Origin of the sequence: Bradyrhizobium liaoningense, assembly GCF_018130955.1 — a bacterium.
GTDB classification, from domain to species: domain Bacteria; phylum Pseudomonadota; class Alphaproteobacteria; order Rhizobiales; family Xanthobacteraceae; genus Bradyrhizobium; species Bradyrhizobium liaoningense_C.
This window is the reverse complement of record NZ_JAFCJM010000004.1, coordinates 1-25,969: the sequence shown is the minus strand read 5'-3', so window position 1 is coordinate 25,969 and position 25,969 is coordinate 1. Positions and strand designations below refer to the sequence as shown.

19 protein-coding genes are annotated in these 25,969 nt (G+C 64.1%); 3 read left to right on the top strand and 16 right to left on the bottom strand.

From position 1 onward, the window contains the following. Nucleotides 1-10 precede the first annotated feature (10 nt). Together JQ632_RS04330 and JQ632_RS04325 are read right to left on the bottom strand one after the other, a co-directional pair. On the bottom strand, nt 11-1,399 hold the full coding sequence (locus JQ632_RS04330) for an MFS transporter (protein ID WP_212401047.1): 1,389 nt from the start codon (nt 1,397-1,399) through the stop codon (nt 11-13). Nucleotides 1,400-1,515: 116 nt separating this feature from the next. Then, nucleotides 1,516-2,457, bottom strand: a complete 942-nt coding sequence (locus JQ632_RS04325) for a dihydrodipicolinate synthase family protein (protein ID WP_212401046.1) — start codon at nt 2,455-2,457, stop codon at nt 1,516-1,518. A 174-nt stretch (nt 2,458-2,631) separates the two neighbouring features. On the opposite strand from JQ632_RS04325, the gene JQ632_RS04320 reads away from it, so the two are divergent. Next, nucleotides 2,632-3,657: a LacI family DNA-binding transcriptional regulator gene (locus JQ632_RS04320; RefSeq protein ID WP_212401045.1), complete on the top strand. Its 1,026-nt coding sequence runs from the start codon at nt 2,632-2,634 to the stop codon at nt 3,655-3,657. Between the two features lie 92 nt (nt 3,658-3,749). On the opposite strand, the gene JQ632_RS04315 is transcribed toward JQ632_RS04320, so the two are convergent. Beyond that, complete coding sequence (locus tag JQ632_RS04315) at nt 3,750-5,477, bottom strand: tetratricopeptide repeat protein (protein ID WP_212401044.1); 1,728 nt, start codon at nt 5,475-5,477, stop codon at nt 3,750-3,752. A 187-nt stretch (nt 5,478-5,664) separates the two neighbouring features. Between JQ632_RS04315 and JQ632_RS04310 the strand changes: the two genes are divergently transcribed. Continuing rightward, entirely contained in the window at nt 5,665-10,218 is a 4,554-nt protein-coding gene (locus tag JQ632_RS04310; protein WP_212401043.1) for an autotransporter domain-containing protein, read from the top strand. Between the two features lie 154 nt (nt 10,219-10,372). On the opposite strand, the gene JQ632_RS04305 is transcribed toward JQ632_RS04310, so the two are convergent. The 12 genes from JQ632_RS04305 to JQ632_RS04250 form a co-directional block, all read right to left on the bottom strand. Beyond that, nucleotides 10,373-11,482, bottom strand: coding sequence for a polyamine ABC transporter substrate-binding protein (locus tag JQ632_RS04305; protein WP_212401042.1), 1,110 nt, complete (start codon nt 11,480-11,482; stop codon nt 10,373-10,375). A 3-nt stretch (nt 11,483-11,485) separates the two neighbouring features. Beyond that, complete coding sequence (locus JQ632_RS04300) at nt 11,486-12,667, bottom strand: aminotransferase (RefSeq protein ID WP_212401041.1); 1,182 nt, start codon at nt 12,665-12,667, stop codon at nt 11,486-11,488. A 6-nt stretch (nt 12,668-12,673) separates the two neighbouring features. Next, nucleotides 12,674-13,000, bottom strand: coding sequence for a rhodanese-like domain-containing protein (locus JQ632_RS04295; protein ID WP_212401040.1), 327 nt, complete (start codon nt 12,998-13,000; stop codon nt 12,674-12,676). A 145-nt stretch (nt 13,001-13,145) separates the two neighbouring features. Then, nucleotides 13,146-15,074: a potassium transporter Kup gene (locus JQ632_RS04290; protein WP_212401039.1), complete on the bottom strand. Its 1,929-nt coding sequence runs from the start codon at nt 15,072-15,074 to the stop codon at nt 13,146-13,148. 142 nt (nt 15,075-15,216) lie between these two features. Further along, a complete protein-coding gene (locus JQ632_RS04285; RefSeq protein WP_212401038.1) occupies nt 15,217-17,115 on the bottom strand; it encodes a potassium transporter Kup in 1,899 nt (632 codons plus the stop codon). Between the two features lie 169 nt (nt 17,116-17,284). Then, nucleotides 17,285-18,115, bottom strand: a complete 831-nt coding sequence (locus JQ632_RS04280) for a flagellar motor protein MotB (protein WP_212401037.1) — start codon at nt 18,113-18,115, stop codon at nt 17,285-17,287. Between the two features lie 23 nt (nt 18,116-18,138). Continuing rightward, nucleotides 18,139-18,912 (bottom strand): motility protein A, encoded by a 774-nt coding sequence (locus JQ632_RS04275; RefSeq protein WP_212401036.1) that lies wholly within the window; start codon nt 18,910-18,912, stop codon nt 18,139-18,141. Nucleotides 18,913-19,207: 295 nt separating this feature from the next. Beyond that, nucleotides 19,208-19,927: an RraA family protein gene (locus JQ632_RS04270; protein WP_212401035.1), complete on the bottom strand. Its 720-nt coding sequence runs from the start codon at nt 19,925-19,927 to the stop codon at nt 19,208-19,210. A 161-nt stretch (nt 19,928-20,088) separates the two neighbouring features. Further along, the gene (locus JQ632_RS04265; RefSeq protein ID WP_212401034.1) at nt 20,089-20,754 is read right to left on the bottom strand and encodes a hypothetical protein; all 666 of its coding nucleotides are present in this window, start codon (nt 20,752-20,754) and stop codon (nt 20,089-20,091) included. Between the two features lie 138 nt (nt 20,755-20,892). Then, nucleotides 20,893-21,771, bottom strand: coding sequence for a phosphatidylcholine/phosphatidylserine synthase (locus tag JQ632_RS04260; RefSeq protein ID WP_212401033.1), 879 nt, complete (start codon nt 21,769-21,771; stop codon nt 20,893-20,895). Between the two features lie 90 nt (nt 21,772-21,861). Beyond that, the gene (locus tag JQ632_RS04255) at nt 21,862-22,560 is read right to left on the bottom strand and encodes a phosphatidylserine decarboxylase (protein ID WP_212401032.1); all 699 of its coding nucleotides are present in this window, start codon (nt 22,558-22,560) and stop codon (nt 21,862-21,864) included. Between the two features lie 87 nt (nt 22,561-22,647). Beyond that, entirely contained in the window at nt 22,648-24,606 is a 1,959-nt protein-coding gene (locus tag JQ632_RS04250) for an ABC transporter ATP-binding protein/permease (protein WP_212401031.1), read from the bottom strand. Between the two features lie 202 nt (nt 24,607-24,808). Between JQ632_RS04250 and JQ632_RS04245 the strand changes: the two genes are divergently transcribed. Next, entirely contained in the window at nt 24,809-25,414 is a 606-nt protein-coding gene (locus JQ632_RS04245; RefSeq protein ID WP_212401030.1) for a TIGR00730 family Rossman fold protein, read from the top strand. 3 nt (nt 25,415-25,417) lie between these two features. On the opposite strand, the gene JQ632_RS04240 is transcribed toward JQ632_RS04245, so the two are convergent. Beyond that, nucleotides 25,418-25,795 carry a VOC family protein gene (locus JQ632_RS04240; RefSeq protein ID WP_212401029.1) on the bottom strand — a complete coding sequence of 126 codons (378 nt, stop codon included), beginning with the start codon at nt 25,793-25,795 and terminating at the stop codon, nt 25,418-25,420. Between the last annotated feature and the right edge of the window lie 174 nt (nt 25,796-25,969).

Here is a 25,969-nt window from a genome sequence, read left to right as displayed (position 1 = left end):
GGATCGGGAGCTAGGGAGACAGCTCCTCCAACGCCCTGCCCTTGGTCTCGATCCCGCCCAGCGCGGTGATGGTCGCTCCGGCCAAAAGAACACAGGCAAAGACTCCAAACACATACTGGATTCCAAAACTCGCGATGATCCAGCCCACCACGATCGGACCGGCGGAAGAGCCGAGGCGAAGCCAGGCGCTGCCGAAACCCGTTCCCATCGCCCGCAGCCGTGTTGGATAGAGCTCGGCTGAATAGAGATAGAGCGAGAATGTGATCGTCTGAACGATCGCGTAGGCAAGACCCGCGAGGATCAGGACCTGGGTCGCGTTGGTCGCTCCGAGCATAGCGAGCGATGCCAACGGAATGGGTGCGAGCAAGAACGCCGTAACATACCAACGCTTGCGACCCACCCTGTCGATCAGCAAGGCGCATGCAACCGCGGCGATCACGCCCGCTACCGAGGTGAGCAGGCCATAGCGCAGGCTGGTTTCGAGCGGCAGGTTGAAGGTTTGACGATATAACGTCGGCAGCCAGGTAATGATACCATTGGCAACGAGGTATGAGGAGAACCACATGCCCCAGATCGTCAGTGTCCGTCTACGGTAGATCTCCTGAAACAATTCGCGCCAATCAGTGACTGACTTGGTGGGCGCGCCAGATGCAGGCTGCGGGTCGGCGAGAACGTGGCCGCTTGCAATCGCGCTTCGCTCCAGATTTGAAACGATGCTGTCGGCTTCATGGTAGCGCCCGCGCCCTGCAAGCCAGCGCGGCGATTCTTTCATGAAGAAGCGCAGGGGAATGAGGATCGCAGCCGGGATCAATCCGACGGCGAACATCGCCTGCCAACCGAACCGCGGCACCAACGCGCTACCGATGAGACCTGCGCCGACGAGGCCGAGCAGGAACATAACCTCGTACAGCAGGAAGAAGCGGCCACGTCCCTTGGAACTGACGAACTCGTTGATGTAGGCGCTCGCAACAGGTACCTCGCCGCCAGTCCCGATGCCCTGCACGAAGCGGAACAGCATCATCGACAATGCGCCCCACGCGAAGAGGCACGCGATGTCCATGCTGACGAAGAGCAGGATCGTGCAGAGCAATATCTTGAGGCGTCCGAAGCGCTCGGCAAGCGAGCCGAACAGGACAGCTCCGATAACTTGGCCGAGGTAACCCATCGACAGGATCAAGCCGATCTGCTGCGGATTGAGACTCCACTGCTGGACCAGAACCGGCATCGCATAGGCGATGGCAATGACGGTATAGCCGTCGAAGAACGTCGCGGCTCCGATGACGTTGCGAGTCCAGAACACCGGTCGCGTGATCGGAAGCCGCTCTATTCGCGCACTGATATCTGCCTTGCCGTCTACCTGAATGATGGCCGGGATCGGCACGTCGGCCTTCGCCTTCATGAGCATGGTCTCCTCCGTGTGTCGGCTTTTTGGCGTTTTTAGAGATGCCGGCCATGGGGTGGCCGGTCGGCGGCGATTGTCCGCCGCCGATACAAGTCGTCATCGCGGATAGGCGATCAGGCGGCTTTTGCGCTCCCGGAAAGCAGCCCCGCCTGCGCCAGCGCGTCGCGGATTTCCTTTTCCGCCCCAGCCGCGAGCGGCATCAGAGGCGAGCGCACCGTCGCATGCTCGAGCTTGCCGCGCGCCACCAGGCCAAGCTTGAGGGCGCAGGTGCCTTCCATATGCGAGCCGCGATGGTAGACCGCCTTGGTCACCGGAAGCAGGCGGTCATGATAGGCACGGGCAGCGTTGTAATCACGCGCCTTGGCCGCGGCGAGATATTCGACGAGCGGCTCCGGCGCGAGACTGCCGTAGCCGACGAGCAGGCCGTCGACGTCAAACATCGTCGGCAGCAGCCATTCGTCGTGGCAGGTGAGGATTTGCAGGTTTGGAAACTCCTTCCGCAGCACCGGTATCTCGGTGTCCCAGCGCTTCATGTCGCGAACGCCGTTCTTCGTGGCGACGACGCCGGGCTGTGCAGCGATCTCGACCTGAGTCTGGAGATCGTAGGAAGCCTTGGTGACGTTCGGGTACTGGAACAGGATGCATTGCAGTCCGGACGCTTCGTGGATCGCCTTGTAGCGATCCTGCGGCGCCCCCTTCTGGAAGCCGAAGCGCAGCCAGCCATGGTTCGGATAGACCAGTGCTCCGATCGCACCCGCGTCGGCGGCGCGCTTGGCTTCCAGCGCAGCAACCTTGGTGCCTTCGCCGGTAATGCCGGCAATGATCGGAACTTGCTTTCCGACGGCATCGACGTAGGTCCTGATCAGGTCGAGCTGCTCTTCCGAAGTCAGGAAAGTGCCTTCGCCGGCATGACCAAGGATGACGAGGCTCTTCACTCCCTTCACGGAGACGAGCCAGCGCGCCAGATCGGCATTGGCCTTGTGGTCAACTGCACCATCGCGGGTAAAGGCGGTAACTGGGGCGGGGTTCAGGCCCCTGAGGTCCATCACGGACATGTTTCAACTCCCTTAGGTTTAAGCAGTTTTGAGGACGCCCCCTCGCTCGACTTCACCATGGGAACGATGCTAGGATCGATCTCGGGAACGTTCCCAAACTATGGTCAGGGTGCGCTTGTGTCAATCGTTAATTTTGGACTACCTGCGGGGACGCAGAATCTAGAGGCGAATCAGATGGATCGCGGTGATGACCCCCCCGAACGGCAGAGCCGCGTGACCTTGCTCGACGTGGCCGAGGCTGCGGGCGTGTCTAAATCGACGGTGTCGCGCATCCTGGACGAGCGCCTGCCGCGATCCGAGAGCGAGACCGCGAAACGCGTCCGCCAGATTGCCGCCAAGCTGGGCTATCTCCGCGACGTCTCAGCGAGCAGCCTTCGGCGTGGCAACACGATGACGATCGGAGTGATTGTGCCTCGTCTGACCGACACCGTCATGGCAATGCTGTACGAATCCTTTTCGCACGCGTGCACCCGGTCGGGTCGGTTCGCCATTGTCGCGACGACAGGTGACGAACCGCGCGCCGACCGTGCCGCGGCGCAGACATTATTGCAGCGGGGTGTTGATGGCCTCGTAATGTCCACAGCGCGCATTGGCGACGACTTTCCCGAAGAGCTCGCTGCACGGGGCGTGCCTTGCGTTCTGGCCTTGCGTACGGACGGGCACACGCCTTCCTCGGTCGCCGATGATCGTCTCGGCGGATACCTTGCGACACGGCACTTGCTGGACCTTGGTCATCGACGCATCGGTCTCATCGCCGGGCCCTCCTACGCCTCCAGCAGCGCCGGCCGAACCCAAGGCTATCAGCAGGCGATGAATGAAGCCGGCATCGACCTGGATCCCGGTCGGATCGTCGAGTCAACATTCGGTATCGATTCAGGTGCGGACGCGGCAGAAGTGCTCATGCGTCTTTCCCCTGCACCGACCGCGATCTTTGCGGTCAACGACAACACTGCGATCGGGGCATTGTCAGCACTGCAACGGCTTGGCCTTTCGGTTCCACGCGACGTATCGCTTGTCGGCTACAATGATATCCCGATCGTGAGCCGCTTACCGACGCCGTTGACGTCAGTCCGCGTTCCCTTCGACCAGATCGCGAATGCGGCGTTGGACCTGCTCGCACACGGCCCTGCAAGCGAGCACGACCGGATAAGGGTTGCGACTCCGACACTGATTCCACGGCAATCTACTGCTAGGGTTTAGTCCCTAGCGCCCCGGTCAGCTTTAATTAGCGCCGAACTGGCAAGGCGGCGAACCGTTGCCGTGCGAACCCAGGACCGGCTGCACCACCGCCCTCACTGCTCCGGCAACCCCGCATCGACCTCGGCCTGAACGACGCGTTCCCAGGCTGCGATACAAACCGGACTTGCGTTCTTCATCGGCGGCGAGACGTTGAGCTTCGTTGTGCCAGGCCGCAGCCTCAGTCCCTCAGTGATCGCCGCCCTCGCCTCCTCGAACCGGCCCGATCTCTGATAGGCGGCGGCGAGCATGAAATGCGAGCGGCCGGTCGCCGGCGTGATGGCGATCGAACGCTGCAGCCACGGTAATGCCTCCTCGTCGCGCCCCATCAGGACATTCGCCATGCCTGCACCGAGCAGCCAGGTCCAGCGCGAGGCCGGCGGCGTGTCGTAACGATCGGCTTGCAGGAATGTCGCGAGCGCATCGTCGAAGCGGCCGAGATAGATCTGGCCCAATCCGATCAGATAGAGCGCAGACCCGTTCCACGGATCGAAGCTCAAGGCCTTGGCGCAGGTGACGAGACTTTCCACGAAATGATTGGTCGCGCTGAGGAAGCGGCAATAGGCTTCGAGCACTGGAATGGAATTCGGCCGCGATCGCAACGCCTGCTCCAGCGTCGCATTGGCCCTCGCCTCGACCGCAACAGCTTCGTCCGGGCCGAACCAGACCATCTGGATGCCGCGCATCTGCAGCGAGGCGAGCGCGACCGCGACGTCGAGATTGTCGGGGTCGTCGGCGAGCGCTTTTTGCAGCATGGTTTGCGCCGCGCCAAAACGCTCGCGCGTCGTCTGGTTGATCGACGCGAGCGCCTGTTCGACGGCGACCTTGTCACCTCCGGCCGAAATCTTGCGGCTCGTGGACGGCCTCGACTCCAGAATCTCGTTGAGGCGGCGCGCAAGCACATGGCCGACGCCGGCGACGAGCCGGGACTGCGCAAGCTGCGCGTCCGCTTCGTCCGCGGCGACTGAAGCTGCGACGACCGACTGAACCTCGCCCGTGGTGGCCTTGATGATACGCGCGCGCAGCGTCCAGAACTGATCGCCGCGCTCCAGTTCGCCGCGCAGCTCGTAATCGGATGATGCGGCGGACGCAGCGGTGCTCTCGCCGCCACTGACCGCCGATCGTGGCGCAACCACGCTGATGTTCTGGACCTTCGCAAAACCATCCGTGAGGCAAGCGGTGACCTCGGCGGCCATCGCCGCGCCGCGCGGGTCGTTGCCGTCGTCGGCGATCGGCATAACGGCGAGCCGCGGCGGCGGCCGCTTGAACAGGAGGTCCGGCTTCAGCACGGGCGCGGCAACCGCAAGCCCCACGACGATCACACACAACCCGGCCACGGCGGCGACCGTGGCCTGCCGGCTCAAACCGAACGTGGCGCGCGGTGGCCTCACGGGCGCCGCGGCGACCTCGGCCGGAGGTAGGGGCGCGTCCTCGCCCGCCGGCGCGGTCGTGGGCGCCTCGGCCTCCGCCGTGACCTCCGGCTCGGCCTCAACCTCCGCCGTCAGCAGATAGCCGCCGCCGGAGGCGAGCTTGATCAGCTGCCGCCGCTCGTCGCCGAGCGCGGTGCGAAGCTCGCGGATGCATTGGAACAGGTTGTCCTCGCCGACATGGACGTTCGGCCAGACCGCCTCCATCAGTTCCTGCTTGCTGAGCACCCGGCCGCCGCTGGTGGCGAAGACCCTTAGCATCTCGAAGGTCTTGGGCCGGAGCTTGATGGCAACGCCATCGACCCCGCGCAGCTCCGCGCGCTGCTGGTCCAGCTCGAAGCCGGCAAAACGAAGCAAGTGATCCCCCAACGCGTCTCTCCAGCCCGCTCATATAGTGGAAGTCTGGCGAAAATGCCCGAAAAGCGGGTCTGAATAGCAAATATCAGAAACTTTCAGAATCTTGCCGCCCCCTTATCAGGACACCACCCCCGCCCGATGCAATGAATCCCATTGAGGACTCGGGACCTGCGTGTTGGGGGAAGTGGTGAAGACGGGGAAACATTATTTCAAAGCGACCCGCCACCTGCGGGCCGCGCTGCTGACGTCGTCGGCACTGGCCCTGGCCTGGGCGCTGCCGGCTGCGCCATCGCGTGCCGCGTCGGATGGCACCTGGCTCACCTCTCCCGGCAGCAACGACTACGGCACCGCCTCCAATTGGGACGGCGGCTTCGTGCCGGTGGGCACGGCCTCCTTCGGCGCCTCCAATACCACCAGCCTGGTGATCACGAGCGCCAGCGTCGGCGGCTGGACCTTCAATGCCGGCGCCTCGAACTACACTTTTGACGTCAGCAGCTCGCTGAACTTCACGGGCGCCGGCATCACCATCACCGGCGGCAGCGCCACCATCACGAACAACTCCTCGCTGGCCTTCCAGAACACCAGCACGGCCGGCGGCGCGACAATCAACAACAACGGCGCCCTTCAATTCGGCGACAGCAGCACGGCCGGCAACGCAACCATCACCAACACCAACCTCATTCTTTTCTATGGCCAAAGCACCGCCGGCAGCGCCATCATCACCAACAATGGCGGCATCACCTTCCAGGACTACAGCACGGCCGGCACCGCGACCATCACCGTCAATGGTAGCGTCACCTTTCAGGACAACAGCACGGCCGGCGATGCGGCGATCGTCAACAATGCCAACACCTTGGTCGACTTCAGCCAGACCGCGGGCCTCAACGGCAACAACAAGATCAGCGCCGGCTCGATCGCGGGCGCGGGCTTGTACCTGCTCGGCGCCAATGAGCTGACCGTCGGGTCCAACAATCTCTCGACCGAGGTGAGCGGCGTCATCGCCGGCACCGGCGCCTCGCTGGTCAAGACCGGCACCGGCACGCTGACCCTGTCGGGCGCCAATACCTATACCGGCGGCACCACGATCAACGGCGGCACGTTACAGCTCGGCAGTACCGGCGGCGTCGGCTCCATTCTGGGGACCGTCAACGTTGGCGCCAGCGGCACGTTCAACGTCTTCAACGCCGACACCAGCGGCATCACCAGCATCTCCAACGACGGAACCACGTTCTTCCAAAGCGCGAGCAGCGCCAGCTCCGCGACCATCTCAAACAACGGCCACCTCTATTTCTTCGACACGAGCACGGCCGGCACCGCCACCATCACCAACAACAACGGCGGCGGCATCGGATTCAACGACTTCGCCACAGCAGGCAATGCGACCATCACCAACAACGGGGGCATGAGTTTTTACGGCAACAGCACGGCCGGCAATGCCGCCATCACCAACAGCGTCAGCGGGGTGGTCTCGCTCTTCGACAACGCCACGGCCGGCAGCGCGACCGTCACCAATAACCGCGCAGTGTCTTTCTACGGCAATAGCACGGCTGGCAGCGCGACCATCACCAATAGTGCCACCGGCACCATCAACTTCAACAACTCGAGCACGGCCGGCAGTTCGACGATCACCAACAACAACTACCTGTATTTCAACGACAACAGCACGGTCGGCAACGCCACCATCACCAATACCAGCAGCGGGATGATCGTTCTCTACGGAAATTCCACGGCCAGCAACGCAACCATCACCAACAACGCCTACATGTATTTCTACAACAGCAGCACGGCCGGCAACGCTGCTATCACCAACAACAGTTGGCTGTCTTTCACCAGCACGGCAGACCACGCCACTCTCACCAACAATCGCTGGCTGTATTTCTACAACAACAGCACGGCTGGCAGCGCGACCATCACCAACTCCAATTTGCTGGTTTTCCGCGACAACTCCACGGCCGGCAACGCCTCCATCACCAATAGCAATACCATCAATTTCGTCGTCAGCAGCACCGCCGGCAGCGCGGTCATCACCAACAATGCCGGCGGCACGACCTCTTTCCAGGACAATGCGACCGCCGGCAATGCGCAGCTGATCAACAACGCGGCCAATGCCATCTTCGACTTCTCCGGCAGCACCGGCCCGAACGGCGACAACAAGCTCAGCGCCGGCTCGATCGCCGGCGTTGGCACCTTCTCACTCGGCGCCAACGAGCTCACGGTCGGCGGCAACAATCTGTCGACCACCGTCAGCGGCGTGATTGCCGATGGCGGCGCAAGCGGCGGCGCCGGCGGTTCACTGGTCAAGACCGGCACTGGCACGCTGACGCTTTTGGGCGCCAACACCTATACCGGTGGCACCACCTTCGCCGGCGGCACGGTCAGCGTCTCCGCGGACGCCAATCTGGGCGACCTCGCGGGCGGCCTGACCTTCAACGGCGGCACCCTGCAGGTCACCGGCACGGCATTCACCGCCACCACGCGCACCATCAACTGGGGCGCAGCAGGCGGCACGTTCGACATTGCGAACGCAGCCAACAATTTCACCGTCAGCCAGACTCTCAGCGGCGGCGCGCTGACCAAGTCCGGCGCCGGCACGCTGACCTTGACCGGCGCGGCGAGTTTTTCCGGCGCGACGGTTTCCGCCGGCACGCTGGCATTCCTCGGTACCACTGCCGGCAGCGCTGCTATCACCAACAACGCGCAGCTGGCGTTCTACGGCAACTCCACAGCCGGCAGCGCGACCATCCACAACAGCGGCAATGTGCTGTTCGACGGCAACTCCACGGCCGGCAACGCGCAGCTCATCAACACCACCTCCAGCGCCGTCATCGACTTCAACACCCCCGGCCCGGGCAGCGACGGCAAAATCAGCGCCGGCTCGATCGCCGGCAGCGGCCACTTCAACCTCAACGGCGAGGAACTGGCGGTTGGCGGCAATAATCTGTCGACCACCGTCACCGGCGTGCTCACCGGTGACGGAAGCATGACCGGATCATCGCTGATCAAGGTCGGCACCGGCACGCTGACACTTGCGGGCATCAACACCTACACCGGCGCCACGATCGTGAACGGCGGCGCGCTGGCGGTGAACGGCTCGATTGCGTCCTCCAGCAGCCTCACCGTGAACAGCGGCGGCACGCTCGGCGGCACCGGCATCGTCGGCAACACGACGATTGCGAGCGGCGGCACGCTGGCGCCGGGCAATTCCGTGGGCACCCTCACCGTCAGCGGCAACCTCGCCTTCAGTGCCGGCAGCTTCTACAGGGTGGAGGTCTCAACCACAGCCGCCGACCGGACCAATGTCTCGGGCACCGCGACGCTCACCGGCGCCACCGTGCAGGCGGTGGCGATCCCCGGCAGCTTCCGCAGCCAGACCTACACCATTCTCAACGCGACCGGCGGCTTCGGTGGAACGCAGTTCGCCGGGCTGAGCGTGAGCGGCAGCTTCAGCCCCGCGCGCAATCCGCACCTCACCTACGACCTCAACAACGTCTACCTCGTGCTCGATCCCGGCGCGATCTCGCTGCCGGCGGGCACCGGCGCCAACCAGAGCAACGTGGCCGGCGCCATCAACGGAGCCGTCGCGAGCGGCGGGACGCCGCCGGCCGGCTTCGATGCGCTGCTCAACATGGGTCAGCCGCAGCTCAACGGCGCGCTCGGTCAGGTCTCGGGACAGCCAGGCGCGGCCGGCACGCAGGCCTCGTTCAACGCCATGCAGCAATTCGTCGGCATGCTCGATCCCTTCGGCGGTGGCGGCACGGATGGCGAGCGCGGCGCGACCGCCGGCGATGGCGGAGCAATGGGCTATGCCTCCACCGACCCGCGCGACGCCAAAATGCGCGAAGCTTACGCAGCGGTCACACCACGCGACGCCAGCGGCGATGTCATCGACCGGCGCTGGGGCGTGTGGGCTTCCGGCTACGGCGGCGCCAGCACCTTGAACGGCAATGCCGCATCAGGATCAAGCACCACCACAAGCCGCATCTACGGCACCGTGGTCGGCGCCGATTATCGCGTCTCTCCAAACACCCTGGTTGGTTTCGCGCTCGGCGGCGCAGGCTACAATTTTGCGCTGTCGGACAGCCTGGGCGGCGGCCGCGCCGATCTGTTCCAGGCCGGCCTCTACGGCCGCCACACATTCGGGCCGGCCTATATCTCCGCGGCCCTCGCCTATGGCTGGCAGGACGTCACCACCGACCGCACCGTGACGGTCTCAGGCACCGACAAGCTGACTGCGAATTTCAAGGCCAGCACCTTCTCCGGCCGCCTGGAAGCCGGCTGGCGCTTCGCACCGATCCCCGCATCGAGCTTCGGCGTCACGCCCTACGCGGCCGTGCAGGCGACCACCTTCCACCTCCCCGGCTATGGCGAGACCGCGATCGTCGGCAGCAACCAGTTCGCGCTGTCCTACACGGCGCAGGATACCACCAATGTCCGCACCGAGCTGGGCGCCCGCACCGACCAGCGCTTCCTCGTCAACGACGGCGTGCTCACTTTGCGCGGCCGGCTCGCCTGGGCGCACGACACCAACACCAACCGCCTCGTCAGCGCCGCCTTCCAGACGCTGCCGGGCGCGGCATTCACGGTCAACGGCGCGCAACCGGCGGCAGACTCTGCACTCGTTGGCGGCCGCGCCGAGATGAAATGGCGGAACGGCCTCTCGCTCGCGGGCACCGTCGAGGGCGAGTTCTCCCGCAGCACGCAGACCTACACGGGCAAGGCTGTGGTGCGGTATGAGTGGTAGGCCGCTCCCAGCGCCCGCGCGCTGATTCAACCAAGCCGCACCGCGACTTAAGCACCGCCACCGCCGGCAACGCCGCCGGTCGCGCTTCTACTGTGCATGGGGTTGTTTTGCAGCTTTTGGATTCCGGGCCAGTCCGGGGTGCGACCGCGCCGCCTCAGCGCCCCGTCTTCACCTTCGTCCACAGCCGGTTGATGATCCGCTGCGTCGCCGGCTCACGCGCCGTGATGACGAACAGTTTTGCGAGCGTCGCCTCGTCCGGATAGATGTTCTTGTCGCCGAGGATTTTCGGATCGACCAGCTTCTGGCTCGCGAGGTTGCCGTTGGCGTAGGACAAAAAGTCCGAGTTCTTGGCGGCGACGTCCGGACGGTAGAGATAGTTGATGAGCTCGTAGGCTTCCCTCACGTTCTTGGCATCCGCGGGGATCGCGAGATTGTCGAAGAACATCTGCGCGCCCTCCCTGGGGATCGCGTAGCCGATCTCGATGCCGCTCTTGGCTTCCGCGGCGCGGCTCCTCGCCTGCATGATGTCGCCGGACCAGCCGACGACGAAACAGATCTCGCCGGTCGCGAGCGCGCTCAGATATTCGGACGAGTGGAATTTTCGCACCGACGGCCGCACCTTCATCACGGCGTCGGCCGCCTTCTCCAGGTCCGCCTGCTTGGTCGAGTTCGGATCGAGCCCGAGCCAGCTCAGCGCCGCCGGAAAGATGTCGTCGGCGGAGTCGAGCATGTGGACGCCGCAGTCTTTGAACTTTGCGAGGTTCTCGGGCTTGAAGACGATGTCCCAGCTCTCGATCTTCGCGTCGGCGCCCAAAATCTCCTTCACCTTCTTGACGTTGTAGCCGATGCCGGTCGTGCCCCACATGTAGTTGGCGGCGTAGACATTGCCGGGATCGTAGATGCCGAGGCGCTGCGTCACGACGGGCCACGCGTTGGCGAGGTTCGGCAGCTTCGACTTGTCGAGCTTCTGGAAGATATTGGCCTTGATCTGGCGCTGGAGGAAATAGGCCGTGGGCACGACGACGTCGTAGCCGGACTTGCCGGCCATCAGGCGCGTCTCCAGCGTCTCGTTGGCGTCGAAGGTGTCGTAGACAACCTTGATGCCGGTTTCCTTGGTGAAGGTCTCAAGGACCTCCGGCGCCATGTAGTTCGACCAATTGTAGAAGTTGACGACGCGCTCCTCGGCACCGGCTGACAGCGGCAGCAACGTCAGGGCTGCTGCAACAGCAATCGCGAAACGGAACCTGCCGACGTCGATCGCCATCGCCTACCTCTTGCGTCTATGCACCGCATCCGACAACCGCTCCAATGCGGTGTCGAGCGTCTCGTCCTTCTTGGCAAAGCAGAAGCGCACCACCGAGGTCACCGGGTCCTTCTCGTAGAAGGCCGACACCGGGATCGCCGCGACCTTGTAATCCTTGACGATGCGCCAGCAGAAATCGGTATCGCTCTCGTTGAGGCCGAGCGGCGACAGGTCGACGGTGAGGAAGTAGGTGCCCTGCGACTTCAAGACGGGGAAGCCGAGGCTTTCCAGGCCTTTTGTGAGCCGGTCCCGGCTCCGCGCCAGATCCTTGCGCATGGACGTAAAATAGTCGTCGGACTTGCCGAGCCCGTAGGCCACCGCGGCCTGGAGATTGGGCGCCGTGGTGAAGGTCAGGAACTGGTGCACCTTGGCCGCCACCCGCAGCAGCGGCGGCGCGGCGCAGACGAAGCCGACCTTCCAGCCGGTCAGTGAAAAGATCTTGCCGGCCGAGCCGACCTTGATGGTGCGGTCGCGCATGCCGGGGATGGTGATCAGCGGGATATGCTTGTGCTCGTCGAAGGTGACGTGCTCCCAGACCTCGTCGCAGATCGCGATCGCGTCGAACTCCTGACAGTAGCGCGCCAGCAGTTCGAGGTCTTCGCGGGGATAGACGACGGCGGAGGGATTCAACGGATTGTTGAACAACACCGCCTTGGTCTTTGAATTGAAGACGCTTTTCAGCATGTCCTCGTTCAGCCGCCAATGCGGCGGCTCGAGCCGCACCAGGCGCGGAATGCCACCGGCCTGGCGGATGATCGGCAGATAGGAATCGTAGACCGGCTGGAAGCAGACGACCTCGTCGCCGGGCTTGACCACCGCGAGGATCGCCGAGGTCAGCGCCTCGGTGCCGCCGGAGGTCACCATGACCTCGCTCATCGGATCGAGCTTCAGGCCGTGCCAGTGTCCGTAATGGGTGGCGATCGCCTGGCGCAGCTCCGGGATACCCATCATCGACGGGTACTGGTTGTAGCCGTTCAGCGAGGCATCGGCGGCGGCGCGGCGGATGTCCTCGGGGCCGGGGTCATCAGGAAAGCCCTGGCCGAGATTGATGGCGGCGTTGTCACGCGCGGCCTGCGACATCGCCTCGAAGATGGTGACAGGCAGGTTCGCAAAGACCGGATTCAGGGACGAGATTTTTGAGCTCATCGGCGATCAGCCGCCCACCTTGGTCGGCAGACCCGCAGCCTTCCACCCCAACATGCCGCCCGCGAGATGCTTGTCGTAGGGCAGGCCCGCGGCTTGCGCGGCGAGCGAGGCCGTCACCGAGCGCTTGCCGGAGCGGCAGGCGAACACGACCTGCTTGCCTTGCGGGTCGGGGATCGCCTTCGGGTCAAAAGTCGAGAGCGGCACGACGACGCCGGAGGGATAGGCTTCCGCGGCGACCTCGTTCGGCTCGCGGACGTCGACGAGCAGAAAGCGCCCTTCATCAATGCCCTTGGAGACCTCGTCCGGGGTCAGATCCTGCACCTGGTTTGCCAATTCATCCTCCCACGATCGGGCTTTGCGCCGAGCCGTCCCGGCCGGCCGCAACCTCGCCTCTCGGAGAGCGAAAATCAAGCGCTACAAAGGCTTGAGAGACAGGCCGCAACTTAAACCTAAATCGCAAGGACCTAAATCGCCGCGTTCAGATCGTCACCTGCGTGCCGACCTCGACCACGCGCCCGCTCGGGATCTGGAAATAGTCGGTGGCGTCGTTGGCCGAGCGGCTCAGCGAGATGAAGAGACGGTCCTGCCAGCGCGGCATGCCGGAATGGGCGGCGGGCTTGAGCGCCCTCCGCGACAGGAAGAACGAGGTCGACATGATGTCGAACTGCCAGCCGAGCTTTCGCGCGATCGCCAGCGCCTTCGGCACGTTCGGCGATTCCATGAAGCCGAATTTCAGCGTCACCTTGGAGAAGGTCGGGCTGATCTGCTCCAGCTTCACCCGTTCGGCCGGATCGATCCGCGGCGTCGGCGCGGTCTCGATGGTGAGAATGACGTTCTTCTCATGGAGCACCTTGTAGTGCTTCAGACTATGCATCAGCGCGGTCGGGGCGCTGAGCGGATCCGAGGTGAGGAAAACGGCGGTGCCCGGCACCCGCTGCGGCGGCCGCTTCTCCAGCATGGCCACGAGGTCGGCGAGCGGGAACTCGAGCTTGCGCGACTTCTCGAACAGCAGCCGGCTGCCGCGGCGCCACGTGTACATCAGGATGATCATGAGGGCGCCGAGCGCGAGCGGCACCCAGCCACCCTCGAAGACCTTGAGCAGGTTCGCCGCCAGGAAGGTCAGGTCCAGGAACAGGAACGGCGCGATCAGGGCGGCGGCCGCGAGCGGCGACCAGCGCCAGACCTTCCAGACCACGACAAAACCCATCATGGCCGTGACCACCATGGTGCCGGTCACGGAGATGCCGTAGGCCGAGGCCAGCGCACTGGAGGAGCGGAAAAGCAGCACCATCATGATCACCGCGACCAGCAACAGCTGGTTGATGCGCGGGATGAAGATCTGGCCGGAATGGGCCTCAGACGTATGGCGAATTTCAAATCGCGGCAGCAGGCCGAGCTGGATCGCCTGGCGCGTCAGCGAATAAGCGCCGGTGATGACCGCCTGGCTCGCGATGACGGTCGCAGCGGTGGCGAGCACGACCATTCCGCCGCGGAACCAGCCTTGCGGGAAGAGCTGGAAGAACGGGCTCTCGATCGCCTTGGGGTCGGCCAGCACGAGCGCCCCCTGCCCCAGGTAGTTCAGTGCCAGCGACGGCAACACGATGAACAACCAGGCGGTCTGGATCGGCCGCTTGCCGAAATGGCCGAGGTCGGCATAGAGCGCCTCGGCGCCGGTCACCGCCAGGAACACCGCGCCCAAAGTGACGAAACCGATGATGCCGTGGTGGAGCATGAAGGACACCGCGTAGAGCGGGTTCAGCGCCAGCAGCACCTGGGGCTGATGCATGATCGGGCCGATCGCCGCGAGCGCGATCACGGCAAACCAGACACACATGATCGGGCCGAAGAAGGCGGCGACGCGGGCCGTGCCGCGCGATTGCACGGCGAACAGCCCGAGCAGGATGACCACGGTCAGCGGAACAATGTAAGGCTCGAACGTCAGGGTAACGTCCTTCATGCCTTCGATGGCCGATAGCACCGAGACCGCCGGCGTGATCACGGCATCGCCATAGAACAGGGCGCCGGAGATGATGCCGAGCAGAACGATGGTTGCTCCTCCCGTGCCGACCGCGCGCTGGGCCAGCGCCATCAGGGCGAGCGTGCCGCCCTCGCCGTTATTGTCGGCGCGGAGCAGGATGACGACATATTTCAGCGTGACCACGACGACCAGGGCCCAGAGGATCATCGAGATCACCCCGAGGACGGCCGCCTGCGTGGGAACTCCCTCCATGCCGGATGCGGCCGTCACCGCCTCGCGGAACGCGTAGAGGGGGCTGGTGCCGATATCGCCGTAGACGACCCCGATGCTGCCGAGCGTCAGGGCGCCGAAACCGGCCGTGGTGTGGGCTTCGCCATGCCCATTGGCCGCCACCGTTTCCGGGGCGGGAACCGCGATGTCACTTGTCATGGGAGAGACTGATGGCCTCTAGCAATGCTTCACTGCACAATAGTGGCAGGGCGCGCGGCTTATAGTCCTGCGCTGCCGGGCATAGCCTAGCGCGATTTTGGGCCCTTGCCATGCAAAATTCGCATAAGTGCGCCGGTTTCCGTCAAATGGTGACCTGCGTGCCGACTTCAACCACCCGCCCGGTCGGAATCTGGAAATAGTCGGTGGCGTCATTGGCGGACCGGCTCAGCGCGATGAACAGGTGATCCTGCCAGAGCGGCATGCCGGATTGCGCGGACGCCTTGAGCGACCGGCGCGAGACGAAGAACGATGTCGACATGATGTCGAACTGCCAGCCCTGCTTGCGGGCGATCGCCAAGGCCTTCGGCACGTTGGGCTGCTCCATGAAGCCGAACCGCAACCGGACCTTGGAGAATTTTTCGCTGATCTTCTCCATGCGGAAGCGTTCGGACAGATCGACCCGCGGCGTCTGCGCGGTCTCGATGGTCAGGACCACGTTGTGCTCATGCAGCACCTTGTTGTGCTTGAGATTGTGCAGCAGCGCCGTCGGCACGAAGGCCGGATCGCTGGTGAGGAATACGGCCGTGCCCTTCACGATATGCGGGGGCCGCTTCTCGAGGCTCTTGATGAGATCGTCGAGCGGAACCTCGATCTTGCGGGTCTTCTGCACCAGGATTCCGGAGCCGCGCCGCCAGGTCCAGATCGTCCCCACCATGACCGCACCGAACAGTAGCGGCACCCAGGCGCCTTCCAGAAGCTTGAGGAGATTGGCGGTGAAGAAGGTCATGTCAACGACGACGAGCGGCAGGATCACGGCGGCCGCGGTCGCGGCACGCCAGTTCCACAATTTCCAGATCACGATGAAGCCCATGATGCCGTCGGCAACCATGGTGGTGGACACCGCGATGCCATAGGCCGAGGCAAGCCCGCTGGGGGTGCGGAACATCAGCACCAGCAGCATTACGCCGATCAGGAGCAGCCGGTTGACCCGCGGCAGGTAGATTTGACCGGCATGGGATTCGGAGGTGTAGCGCACCTCGAAACGCGGCAGGAGGCCGAGCTGCACCGCCTGATAGACCAGCGAATAGGCGCCGGTGATCACGGCCTGGCTTGCGATCACGGTCGCCGCGGTCGCCAGTCCCACCAGCGGCAGCACCAGCTTCTCGGGCACCATGCGATAGAAGGAATTGTCGAGCGCGCTGGGATCGGACAGCACCAGCGCACCCTGCCCAAAGTAGTTGATCAGCAAGGCGGGCAGCACGAAGAATATCCAGGCCGACTGGATCGGCTTGCGGCCGAAATGGCCGAGATCGGCATAAAGCGCCTCGCCGCCGGTCACCGCCAGGAACACCGCGCCCAGCGTCACCAGACCGATCGTGCCGTGTGTCAGCAGGAATTGAAGCCCGTAATAGGGATTGATTGCCGCCAGCACCGACGGATCGTCGGCGATGTGAACGGCGCCCATCGCCGCGATGACGGTAAACCAGACCACCATCACCGGTCCGAAGGCGGACGCGACCAGCGCCGTACCCTTGCTCTGGACCGCGAACAGCAGGGCCAGGATGATGACCGTGAGCGGCACGACGTAATGTTCGAGAGCGGGAGCCGCGAGTTTCAGACCGTCGACCGCCGACAGCACCGAAATCGCCGGCGTGATCATGGAATCGCCGATGAACATGGAGGCGCCGACCACGCCAAGCGCAAGCAGGAACCAAGGACGCCGTCCCAGTGCGCGCTGCCCGAGCGCCATCAGCGACAGCGTGCCGCCCTCCCCGTTGTTGTCGGCACGCAGCAGCAGCAGCACGTATTTGGTGGTGACGACGATCAGCAGCGCCCACAAGATCAGCGAGAGCACGCCGAGCACGATGACACGCGAGACCGCCTCGCCACCGGCCGCACCCCTGACCGCCTCGTGAAACGCGTAGAGCGGCGAGGTGCCGATGTCGCCGAAGACAACGCCGATGCTCCCGAGGGTGAGGCCCCAGAAACTCGAGGTGACCGTTCCCTCATGGCCGTCGGTCGTGGTGATGCTGGCCGTCATCGTCGGTGGAAAACGCTGCTTCCCTGATTTTGATCCGCGCGCGTTTGGACGGTTCTCGGCGTCAGGTCAAGGCACCACCATAGCAGGCGCGCGCGGGCGCGCTGTAACGCAGAGGCCACGTTCAGCCCCCGGCGACGAAATGTCCTCAGGTAAAATGGTACGGCAGGCCTTATGGCTTCAGATTGGGTGGCAGCGGCGGGTCCTCACGCATCAGCGTGATGGTCACGCGCCGGTTGGCGGCCAGCGACGGATCGTCGGGAAACAGCGGCTGGGTGTCCGCCTTGCCCAAGACCGAGAAGACGTGCGAGGGCGGCAGCCCTTCCCGCTCGAGGATCTGGCGCACGGCGTTGGCGCGATCGGACGACAGGTCGAAGGCGCCGTAGTCGCTGCGGTTCGGCACGTAGCCGGCCGCGGTGTGACCGGCGATCGACACGCGCAAGGGTGTCGCCTTGAGCGGCACGGCGAGCTTCTCGATCAGGCGCCGCGTGCGGTCGTAAGGCACCTTGGAGCCGTCGGGAAACATCGAACGGCCGTCCTGGTCCACGATCTCGAGATTGAGCCCCTGCTTGGTCTCCTCGAACATGATGTGCTTGGACATCTCGGTGAGCTCCGGCATGTCCTGCAAGGCCTGGCGCAGCGAGGCGGCGGCAAGCGCGAATTCGCGGTCGACCTTGATCTTCGCGCCCGATTTGCGGTCGCGGTCCTGCTGATCCGGCGTCGGCGTGTTGGAGGCGTCTTCGGGCTGGATGTGATCGAGGTTCTTCAGTTTTGGGCGCGTCGGCAGGCCGTCGGACTCGATGATGCCGGCGTACCGCGCCTCGCTCTGCACGCCGAAGGCGTCGCGCATCGAACCCGCCACGATCTTGAGCTTGTTGGCGTCCTGCGTCGAGAACGCGACGAGCATCACGAAGAAGCTCATCATCAGGCCCATCAGGTCGGCGAAGGTCACGAACCAGCCGTGACCGCCTCCGTGCGCATCGCCGCGTTTCTTCTTGGCCATGATTCAAATCCCGGTGTGCGGCGTCAGGCCGGGACCGGTTCACCCTCGCCGTGGCGATGCTTCTCGGGCAGGTAAGCAAGCAGCATTTCGCGCACCAGGGTCGGGCTCTTGGAGTCGCGGATCATCAAAATGCCGTCGATGATGAGCGTGCGGTTGGTCTCCTCGTCGAGCAGCTTGCCGTGCAGCTTGTCGGCGATCGGCAGACAGAACAGGTTCGCGACCAGCGCGCCATAGAGAGTCGCTAGCAGCGCGGTCGCCATGAACGGGCCGAGCTTGGAGGGATCGGTCATGTTGGCGAACATCTGCACCATGCCGATCAGCGTGCCGATCATGCCGAAGGCCGGGGCGCAGTCGCCGATGGCGCGGTAGATCTTGCTGCCTTCGTCCAGATGCATGAGGAAGTTGTCGCGGTCGCGCTCGAGGTTGTCGCGGATGAAGTCGAGGTCGTAGCCGTCGGCGACATACCGGATGCCCTTGGCGAGGAACGGCTCGTCGGTCTCGACCTTTTCCAGTCCGACCGGGCCCTGCTTGCGCGCGATCTCGGCGATGCGGGCGAGCTCGTCGACGAGCTCGTGGGCCGACAGGCGGCTCATGGTGAAAGCGAATTTTGCTCCCAGCGGCAGGCCGTGCAGCAGCGAGGAGAGCGGAAAGCGGATCATGGTGGCGGAGATCGATCCGCCGAAGATGATGATCATGGCATGTTCGGAGATGAACATGTGGAGGTCGCCGCCCATGAAGATCATCGCGGTGATGACGATGATGCCCGCGATCAGGCCAACACTCGTCATGATATCCATGGGAAACTCCAACGCTTACCCGAACGACCATCCGTCCTGGATGGTGGTGCAGCCCAACGGCGCACCGCCCCGGAGGAACCCTAAATGGCTGCCATTAAAGACGCGTAAAGGTTAAACGTGGCCTGCCCCGATCCGGACACATCGCGGCGCTCGCCGCGCAGGCGAATTCCCGCGGCACGACAGCGATCTCAACACTCTGCTAACCATTACGCTCTGGCGGGCGCGCATACGGCGGCACGCACCGATGGGAGCAGGCCTTGCTCCCGGGTGACGTACCGCCGTCAGGCTGTGTGCGCTAGTGAATCTCAGCCGAACGCTTCAGCGCGGCTTTCAGCTTCTCCAGCGAAAAGTCCGGGCTGCGCGCGATCTCCAGGATCGGCGTCTCGCGTCGGCCGCAGAGTTCTGCGGCCTCGGGCAGCTTGGCGACGACGTCGAGCGGGATGACGATCGCACCGTGCTGGTCGGCATGGATCAAATCGTCGGACTTCACGGTCATGCCGGCGACGCGGACCTCGCCGCCAAAGCTCTCCGCATGCACCCAGGCATGCGACGGGCCGATCGAGCCGGCGAGCGCCTGGAAGCCCGGGGCCCATTGCGGGATGTCGCGGATCGAGCCGTCGGTGATGACGCCGAGGCAGCCGAGCGCCTTGTGCACATTGCTCTGCACCTCCCCCCAGAACGCGCCGTAGCCGACATCATGGCCGTCGATGTCCTGGATGACGGAGATGCGCGGACCATGGCCGGTGCCGACATATTCGTAGTATTCGATGCGGCGCTTCGACTGCTCTTCCGCAGGCAGCGACGACTTCAGCACCGAACGGATCGCAACCGTGCGCGCATAGCCGACGATCGGCGGCAGGTTCGGGAACGGGCAGACGAGGGGCTTGGTGGTGTAGCCGATCAGACGGCGCTCCGGCGCGACGATCTCCATGGCGTTGCAGATCGTCGGCGTATCATAGCGGCCCAGAGCTTCGAGGACGGAAGCTGGCAGCGGCCCGGTTGCGGTATCAGTCACGGCGTTCTCTCCCCTGTTGGCCGCGGCTGTTCGTAAGCGCCGCAGATCAAAGGCGATATAGCCGAGATCGGGCGTTAGCCCAACGCGCGCGTCTTCATGGCAGATATCCGCGAGAGCTACTCATAACAGCCCTAAGGAGCGCGTTAGCGCAAAGTGGCGGATCAGTCCGTCCGCGCCGGCCAGCTGGTCGCTCGCCCCCAGTCCGGCAACTTCGCCTGCATCAATAGCGCCATGGACGGAAGGCTGAACAGTGCGGACATAGCCTGCTCGTCCTTGAGGTAAAGCACCAGGGCCTTGTCGTCCACGACCTGCTTGACGGAATAGACCTTCTCAATCCCCTCGATCAGCTTCCTGGAGTTGGTTCCGTCGGCCGCGACCGCCACGAGAGCAACGTTCGTATCCCTGTCGCCAACGATATAGAACGCGCCCACGGCCGTTCGCGCCTCCGCCACCCTGTCGAACATCCAATGGCTGCCGAGGATTTGCTGACCCGTGCCCTCGAACAGCCACCGGCTCTCGTTCGTCAAGATGTTCACGAACAGCACGTTGACATCGGAGCCATCACCATAGGATTGGCTGCGGTGCAACGAAGCTTCGACGTAGGGTGTGCCCGTAATCACGCGCGGCGGTCTCAGGTGAAACTTGTTTGTTACGGCATCCCGCTCACCAACGTTGGCGACGTTGGTGACCCCGCGAGCTCGCATGTGATCGTAAACGATTGTCGCAGCGGCAAGGAAGCCGGACAGGACAAGAAGGACTGCGACCGTCGCAATTGCGAGCGCATTGAACCGCCAGACCCGCCGGAAGAAGCGATCGCTCCGTCCCACAATGACTTCCTTATGGCAGCTATCGGTGAGCGCCGACTAAAGCGCGATGAGATTTGGATGAATCGTCATCGCGCTTTAGGTCTTTTGTTTGAGCATGATCCTTCCGGAAAACCGCTTCACACTTTTCCGGATCATGCTCTAATGCAGCCGTTCGGGCCGATCGTCGCGCGGGGCCTCCGGCAGGTTCGGCGCCACAGCCGGAGAAGCTGTGGGCAATGCCGCCTCTGACGACACCGGCACTGCGGCCTCCGCCGCGCGCGCCTGCTTCTGATACGACCTCCAGCCTAGCGGCAGGCTCAGGAGATAGAGCACCGTGCCGGCCGAGAGGATGTGCCAGGGATAGCTGATCAGCAGCGCGATGAAGAAGATCACCGCCACGAACACTGGCAGCACCAGCTCCGGCGGCACCCGCATGCGCATGCTCTTGCCGGAGAACACCGGCAGGCGCGACACCATCAGGAAGGCAATCAGGAGGGTATAGCCAGCCGTCACCGCCGCGGGCCAGCGCCCGAGATCGAGGAACGCCGCATAGATCGGCAACATCACGGTGATCGCGCCGGCCGGCGCCGGCATGCCGGTGAAGTAGTTGGCCGCAAAGGCCGGCTTGTTGGGATCATCGATGCTGGCGTTGAAGCGCGCGAGCCTGAGGCACATCGCGATTGCGAACACCATGGCCGCGATCCAGCCGGCATTGCGCAGCTCGTGGAGCTGCCAGAAATACAGCATCAGGCCGGGCGCCACGCCGAAATTGACGAAGTCGGCGAGGCTGTCGAGCTCGGCGCCGAATTTGGACTGCCCCTTGATCAGACGCGCGATACGGCCGTCGATGCCGTCGAGCGCCGCCGCGAACACGATCGCGTAGACGGCGAGCGTCATCCGCCCCTCGATCGACAGGCGAATAGCCGTCAGGCCAGCGCAGATCGCCAGCAGCGTGATGACATTGGGCACCAGCATCCGCACCGGGATCGGGCGGAAGCGCCGGCGGCGCTCGGGATTCTTGAAATCGTAGGGCGTCATGGCTTTGGCCTCACTCCCCACGAGATATAGCAAGCCGCGGGCGGCTCCGCCAATGTGGCGGAACCCATCCCTTTGGCGGTGCCAAAATGGTTAATTGGTGCGATAAGTCCGCGCCAGATCGTCGGTGGCAAGGTCAGCGAGCACGGTTTCACCGGCAATCGCGGTCTGCCCCTCCGAGACCAACGCCCTGGAGCCAACTGGCAAATAGACGTCGAGCCGCGAGCCGAACCGGATCAGGCCAAAGCGCTCGCCGGCGCCGAGCGACTGCCCTTCCTTGACGAAGCAGACGATGCGTTTTGCGACGAGGCCGGCGATCTGGACCACGCCGATGCGCCCGCTCGAGGTCGAGATGACCAGCGAATTGCGCTCATTGTCCTCGCTCGCCTTGTCGAGCTCCGCATTGATGAACAGGCCGGGCCGGTAGGCGATGCGATCCACCCTGCCCGCCACCGGGCTGCGGTTCACATGGCAGTTGAACACGCTCATGAAGACGGAGATACGCGGCAGCGGCTTGTCGCCGAGCCCCAATTCCGCGGGCGGCAGCGCCATCGTGATCATCGACACCCGGCCGTCGGCCGGCGAGACGACCAGTCCGTCGCGGATCGGCGTGACGCGCGCGGGATCGCGGAAGAACAGCGCACACCATACGGTGAGGATGGTGCCGATCCAGCCGAGCGGCGACCAAAGCCAGAACAAAACGAAGCTCGCCAGCGCAAAGCCGCCGATGAAGGGATAGCCTTCCTTGTGGATCGGCGGGATCTGCCGTTGGATCGAATCGAGAATGGACATTGCTATCTTGCCGCCAGGGTTGATGGCGCGTGGACAGCCCCGCGCGCCAGGGAGAGCTTTAGGCCAGACCGGGGGCCGCCGACAAGGTCACTCCGCGGCCGCAGGGGCGGTGAGAGCGTCATCGACCGGCGGGGGCTCGCGGTTCGGCGCCGCGTTGGCGTCGTCCATCCTGGCGAGCTTCTCGCGCGCGGCTTCGGCTTCGCGCTGCCGGTTCCACATGCTGGCGTAAAGGCCGCCCACGGCCAGCAGGTGTGCGTGCGTGCCGCGCTCGGCGATGCGGCCCTGGTCGAGCACGATGATCTCATCCGCGCCGACGATGGTGGAGAGGCGGTGCGCGATCACGAGCGAGGTGCGGTTCTTCGAGACGCGGTCGAGCGCGCCCTGGATCTCGTGCTCGGTGTGGCTGTCGAGCGCTGAGGTCGCCTCATCGAGCACCAGGATCGGCGGCGCCTTCAGCACGGTGCGCGCGATCGCCACGCGCTGTTTCTCGCCGCCGGACAGTTTCAGGCCGCGCTCGCCGACCTGCGTCTCATAACCCTTCGGCGCCATGCGGATGAAATGGTCGATCTGGGCGAGCCGCGCCGCCTCCTCGACTTCGGCATCGCCGGCATCCCAGCGGCCGTAGCGGATGTTGTAGCGGATGGTGTCGTTGAACAGCACGGTGTCCTGCGGCACCATGCCGATGGCGGCACGGAGCGAATTCTGCGTGACGTCGCGGATGTCCTGGCCGTCGATCAGGATTTTTCCGCCGGAGATGTCGTAGAGCCGGAACAACAACCGCGAAATCGTCGACTTTCCGGCGCCGGAGGGACCGACGATCGCGACCGTCTTGCCGGCCGGGACCTCAAAGCTGATTCCCTTGAGGATCGGGCGCTGTGTCTCATAGGCAAAGCGGACGTCCTCGAAGCGCACGGCGCCTGCCGACACGACGAGCGGCTTTGCACCCGGCTTGTCCTCGATCTCGGGATCGCGCCCGAGAACGTTGAACATCTTCTCGATGTCGATGATGGCCTGCTTGATCTCGCGATAGACCATGCCCATGAAGTTCAGCGGCTGGTAGAGCTGGATCATCATGGCGTTGATCAGCACGAAATCGCCGACCGTGTTGTGGCCGTTGCGCACGCCGATGGCGCACATCAGCATGGTCACGGTCAGCCCCATCGTGAAGATCACCGCTTGCCCGGTGTTGAGCACGGCGAGCGAGGTGTAGGTCTTCACGCTCGCCTCTTCGTAGCGCTCCACCGAACGGTCGTAGCGCTGGGCCTCGCGCGTCTCGGCACCGAAATACTTCACCGTCTCGTAGTTGAGCAGCGAGTCGATCGCCTTGGTGTTCGCCTCGGTGTCGGAATCGTTCATCTTGCGACGGATGCCGATCCGCCACTCGGTGGCGATGTAGGTGTAATACATGTAGACCACGACGGTGATCAGCGTCGCCAGCACGTAGCGCCAGTCGAACTGCCAGAACAAGACGCCCATCAGCAGCGAGACCTCGACGATGGTCGGGATCAACTGCAGGATCACCATGCGCACGATGACCTCGATGCCCTCGCGTCCGCGTTCGAGCACGCGCGTCAACCCGCCGGTCTTGCGCTCCAGGTGGAAGCGCAGCGACAATTCGTGCATGTGGACGAAGGTGCGGTAGGCGAGCTTGCGCACCGCATGCATGGCGACACGGGCAAAGATGCCGTCGCGCCATTGCGTCAGCACCGCCATCAGGATGCGCGTCGCGCCGTAGCTCAAGGTGAGCAGCAACGGTGCGGCGAGCACCCAGACTTGCCAGTTCGCGGCTTCCACCGGCGCGGTGTTGGCTCCTGTCAGCGCATCTGTCGCCCATTTGAAGGTGAACGGCACCGACAGCGTCGCGAGCTTGGCGACGAGCAGCAGCACCATCGACCAGACCACGCGCATCTTCAGGTCAGCGCGGTCGCTCGGCCAGATGTAGGGCCACAGATGCGTGAGCGTCCCGAACAGCGTCGCCTGCTCCAGCGACGTGCCGACGGGCTCGGGCGCGTCAACGCCGGGCACGGACGAATGAGGGTCGGTCATACAAAGCCTTGAAACCCCGCCGGATGCGGGGCGCGTTGCGATTAACTGATTTCGTTCGTCATATAGAGGCTTCCCGCGCCCGGCGCACCCCGCCAGATGTCTATTCCCTCATTGTTTGTCGTCATTTACCGGTAGATTCCCGGTTACCGGCGAATCACCGATTAGACTTGACGCCCTTTCGCTGCAATGCATCATGGCTCCAATGAGCACTCTCAAAACCGTCTGCGTCTATTGCGGCTCCGGCCCAGGAACCAATCCCCTCTTCATCGAAGCCGCGAAGGCGTTCGGCAAGGCGCTGGCCGAGAACGGCGTTCGCCTGGTCTATGGCGGTGGTGCAGTCGGCCTGATGGGCGCAGTGGCCGACGCCGTGCTCGACCATGGCGGCCTGGTCACCGGCATCATCCCCGACTTCCTGCGCAAACGCGAGCACGCGTTGAGCCGCGTGCAGGAGATGATCGTCACGCCCGACATGCACGAGCGCAAGCGGCTGATGTTCGAGCGCTCGGACGCGTTCGTCGCCCTGCCCGGCGGCGTCGGCACGCTGGAAGAGCTGGTCGAGCAGTTGACCTGGAAGCAGCTCGGACGCCACGCCAAGCCGGTGCTGCTCGCCAATATCGACAACTTCTGGGAGCCGCTGTTCTCGCTGCTGTCGCACATGCGCCAGACTGAGTTCATCCGCCCCGGCTTTACGGTCGACATCCTCAAGGCCGATCGCGTCGAGGAGATCCTGCCCAAGCTGAAGGCGGCTGCGGCACAAGTCGCCGAGAGAGAGAAGGCGCTCGCGCCGGAAGTCGCGCACAAGCTCTAGATATTAGTCGCTCGGAAACGTCACCGCCTCGATCCGGTTGCCGTCGGGATCGACGATGAAGGCCGCATAGTAGCGCACGCGATCATGTGGGCGGATGCCCGGCGCGCCGTCGGATGCGCCACCGGTCGCAAGTGCCGCAGCGTGAAACGCATCGACATCGGTAGTGGACTTCGCGCGCAGGCAGATGTGCGTGCCACTTTCTGGCGGCACACGCGGCATGCCCGGGCGCAGATTGATCCAGAACTCCGGATAGGCCTTGCCGAATCCGACGGTGGCCGGCCGCGTCACCAGGCGCGCCAGCCCAAGTGGCGCGAGCGTCGCCTCATAGAAGCGTGCTGAGAGTTCGAGATCGCTGACGCCGACGGAGATGTGGTCGATCATGCCTGCCCCTCCTCCATCGCCCGTAGCCCGGATGAGCGAAGCGACATCCGGGATAAGCTATCTATGCGGCGCATACTGTCCCGGATATCGCTTCGCTCATCCGGGCTTCTGTAACGGGCCTTGGTTAGTCAATCCCTTTTTGCGTCATCCTCTCGCCGGGTACTTGCTTCTGTA

Bases quoted from the DNA above. Each gene is read 5' to 3' on its own strand.
- JQ632_RS04330 (WP_212401047.1), bottom strand. From the start codon at position 1,399: ATGAAGGCGAAGGCCGACGTGCCGATCCCGGCCATCATTCAGGTAGAC.
- JQ632_RS04325 (WP_212401046.1), bottom strand. From the start codon at position 2,457: ATGTCCGTGATGGACCTCAGGGGCCTGAACCCCGCCCCAGTTACCGCC.
- JQ632_RS04320 (WP_212401045.1), top strand. From the start codon at position 2,632: ATGGATCGCGGTGATGACCCCCCCGAACGGCAGAGCCGCGTGACCTTG.
- JQ632_RS04305 (WP_212401042.1), bottom strand. From the start codon at position 11,482: ATGGCGATCGACGTCGGCAGGTTCCGTTTCGCGATTGCTGTTGCAGCA.
- JQ632_RS04300 (WP_212401041.1), bottom strand. From the start codon at position 12,667: ATGAGCTCAAAAATCTCGTCCCTGAATCCGGTCTTTGCGAACCTGCCT.
- JQ632_RS04290 (WP_212401039.1), bottom strand. From the start codon at position 15,074: ATGACAAGTGACATCGCGGTTCCCGCCCCGGAAACGGTGGCGGCCAAT.
- JQ632_RS04285 (WP_212401038.1), bottom strand. From the start codon at position 17,115: ATGACGGCCAGCATCACCACGACCGACGGCCATGAGGGAACGGTCACC.
- JQ632_RS04280 (WP_212401037.1), bottom strand. From the start codon at position 18,115: ATGGCCAAGAAGAAACGCGGCGATGCGCACGGAGGCGGTCACGGCTGG.
- JQ632_RS04275 (WP_212401036.1), bottom strand. From the start codon at position 18,912: ATGGATATCATGACGAGTGTTGGCCTGATCGCGGGCATCATCGTCATC.
- JQ632_RS04260 (WP_212401033.1), bottom strand. From the start codon at position 21,771: ATGACGCCCTACGATTTCAAGAATCCCGAGCGCCGCCGGCGCTTCCGC.
- JQ632_RS04255 (WP_212401032.1), bottom strand. From the start codon at position 22,560: ATGTCCATTCTCGATTCGATCCAACGGCAGATCCCGCCGATCCACAAG.
- JQ632_RS04250 (WP_212401031.1), bottom strand. From the start codon at position 24,606: ATGACCGACCCTCATTCGTCCGTGCCCGGCGTTGACGCGCCCGAGCCC.
- JQ632_RS04245 (WP_212401030.1), top strand. From the start codon at position 24,809: ATGAGCACTCTCAAAACCGTCTGCGTCTATTGCGGCTCCGGCCCAGGA.
- JQ632_RS04240 (WP_212401029.1), bottom strand. From the start codon at position 25,795: ATGATCGACCACATCTCCGTCGGCGTCAGCGATCTCGAACTCTCAGCA.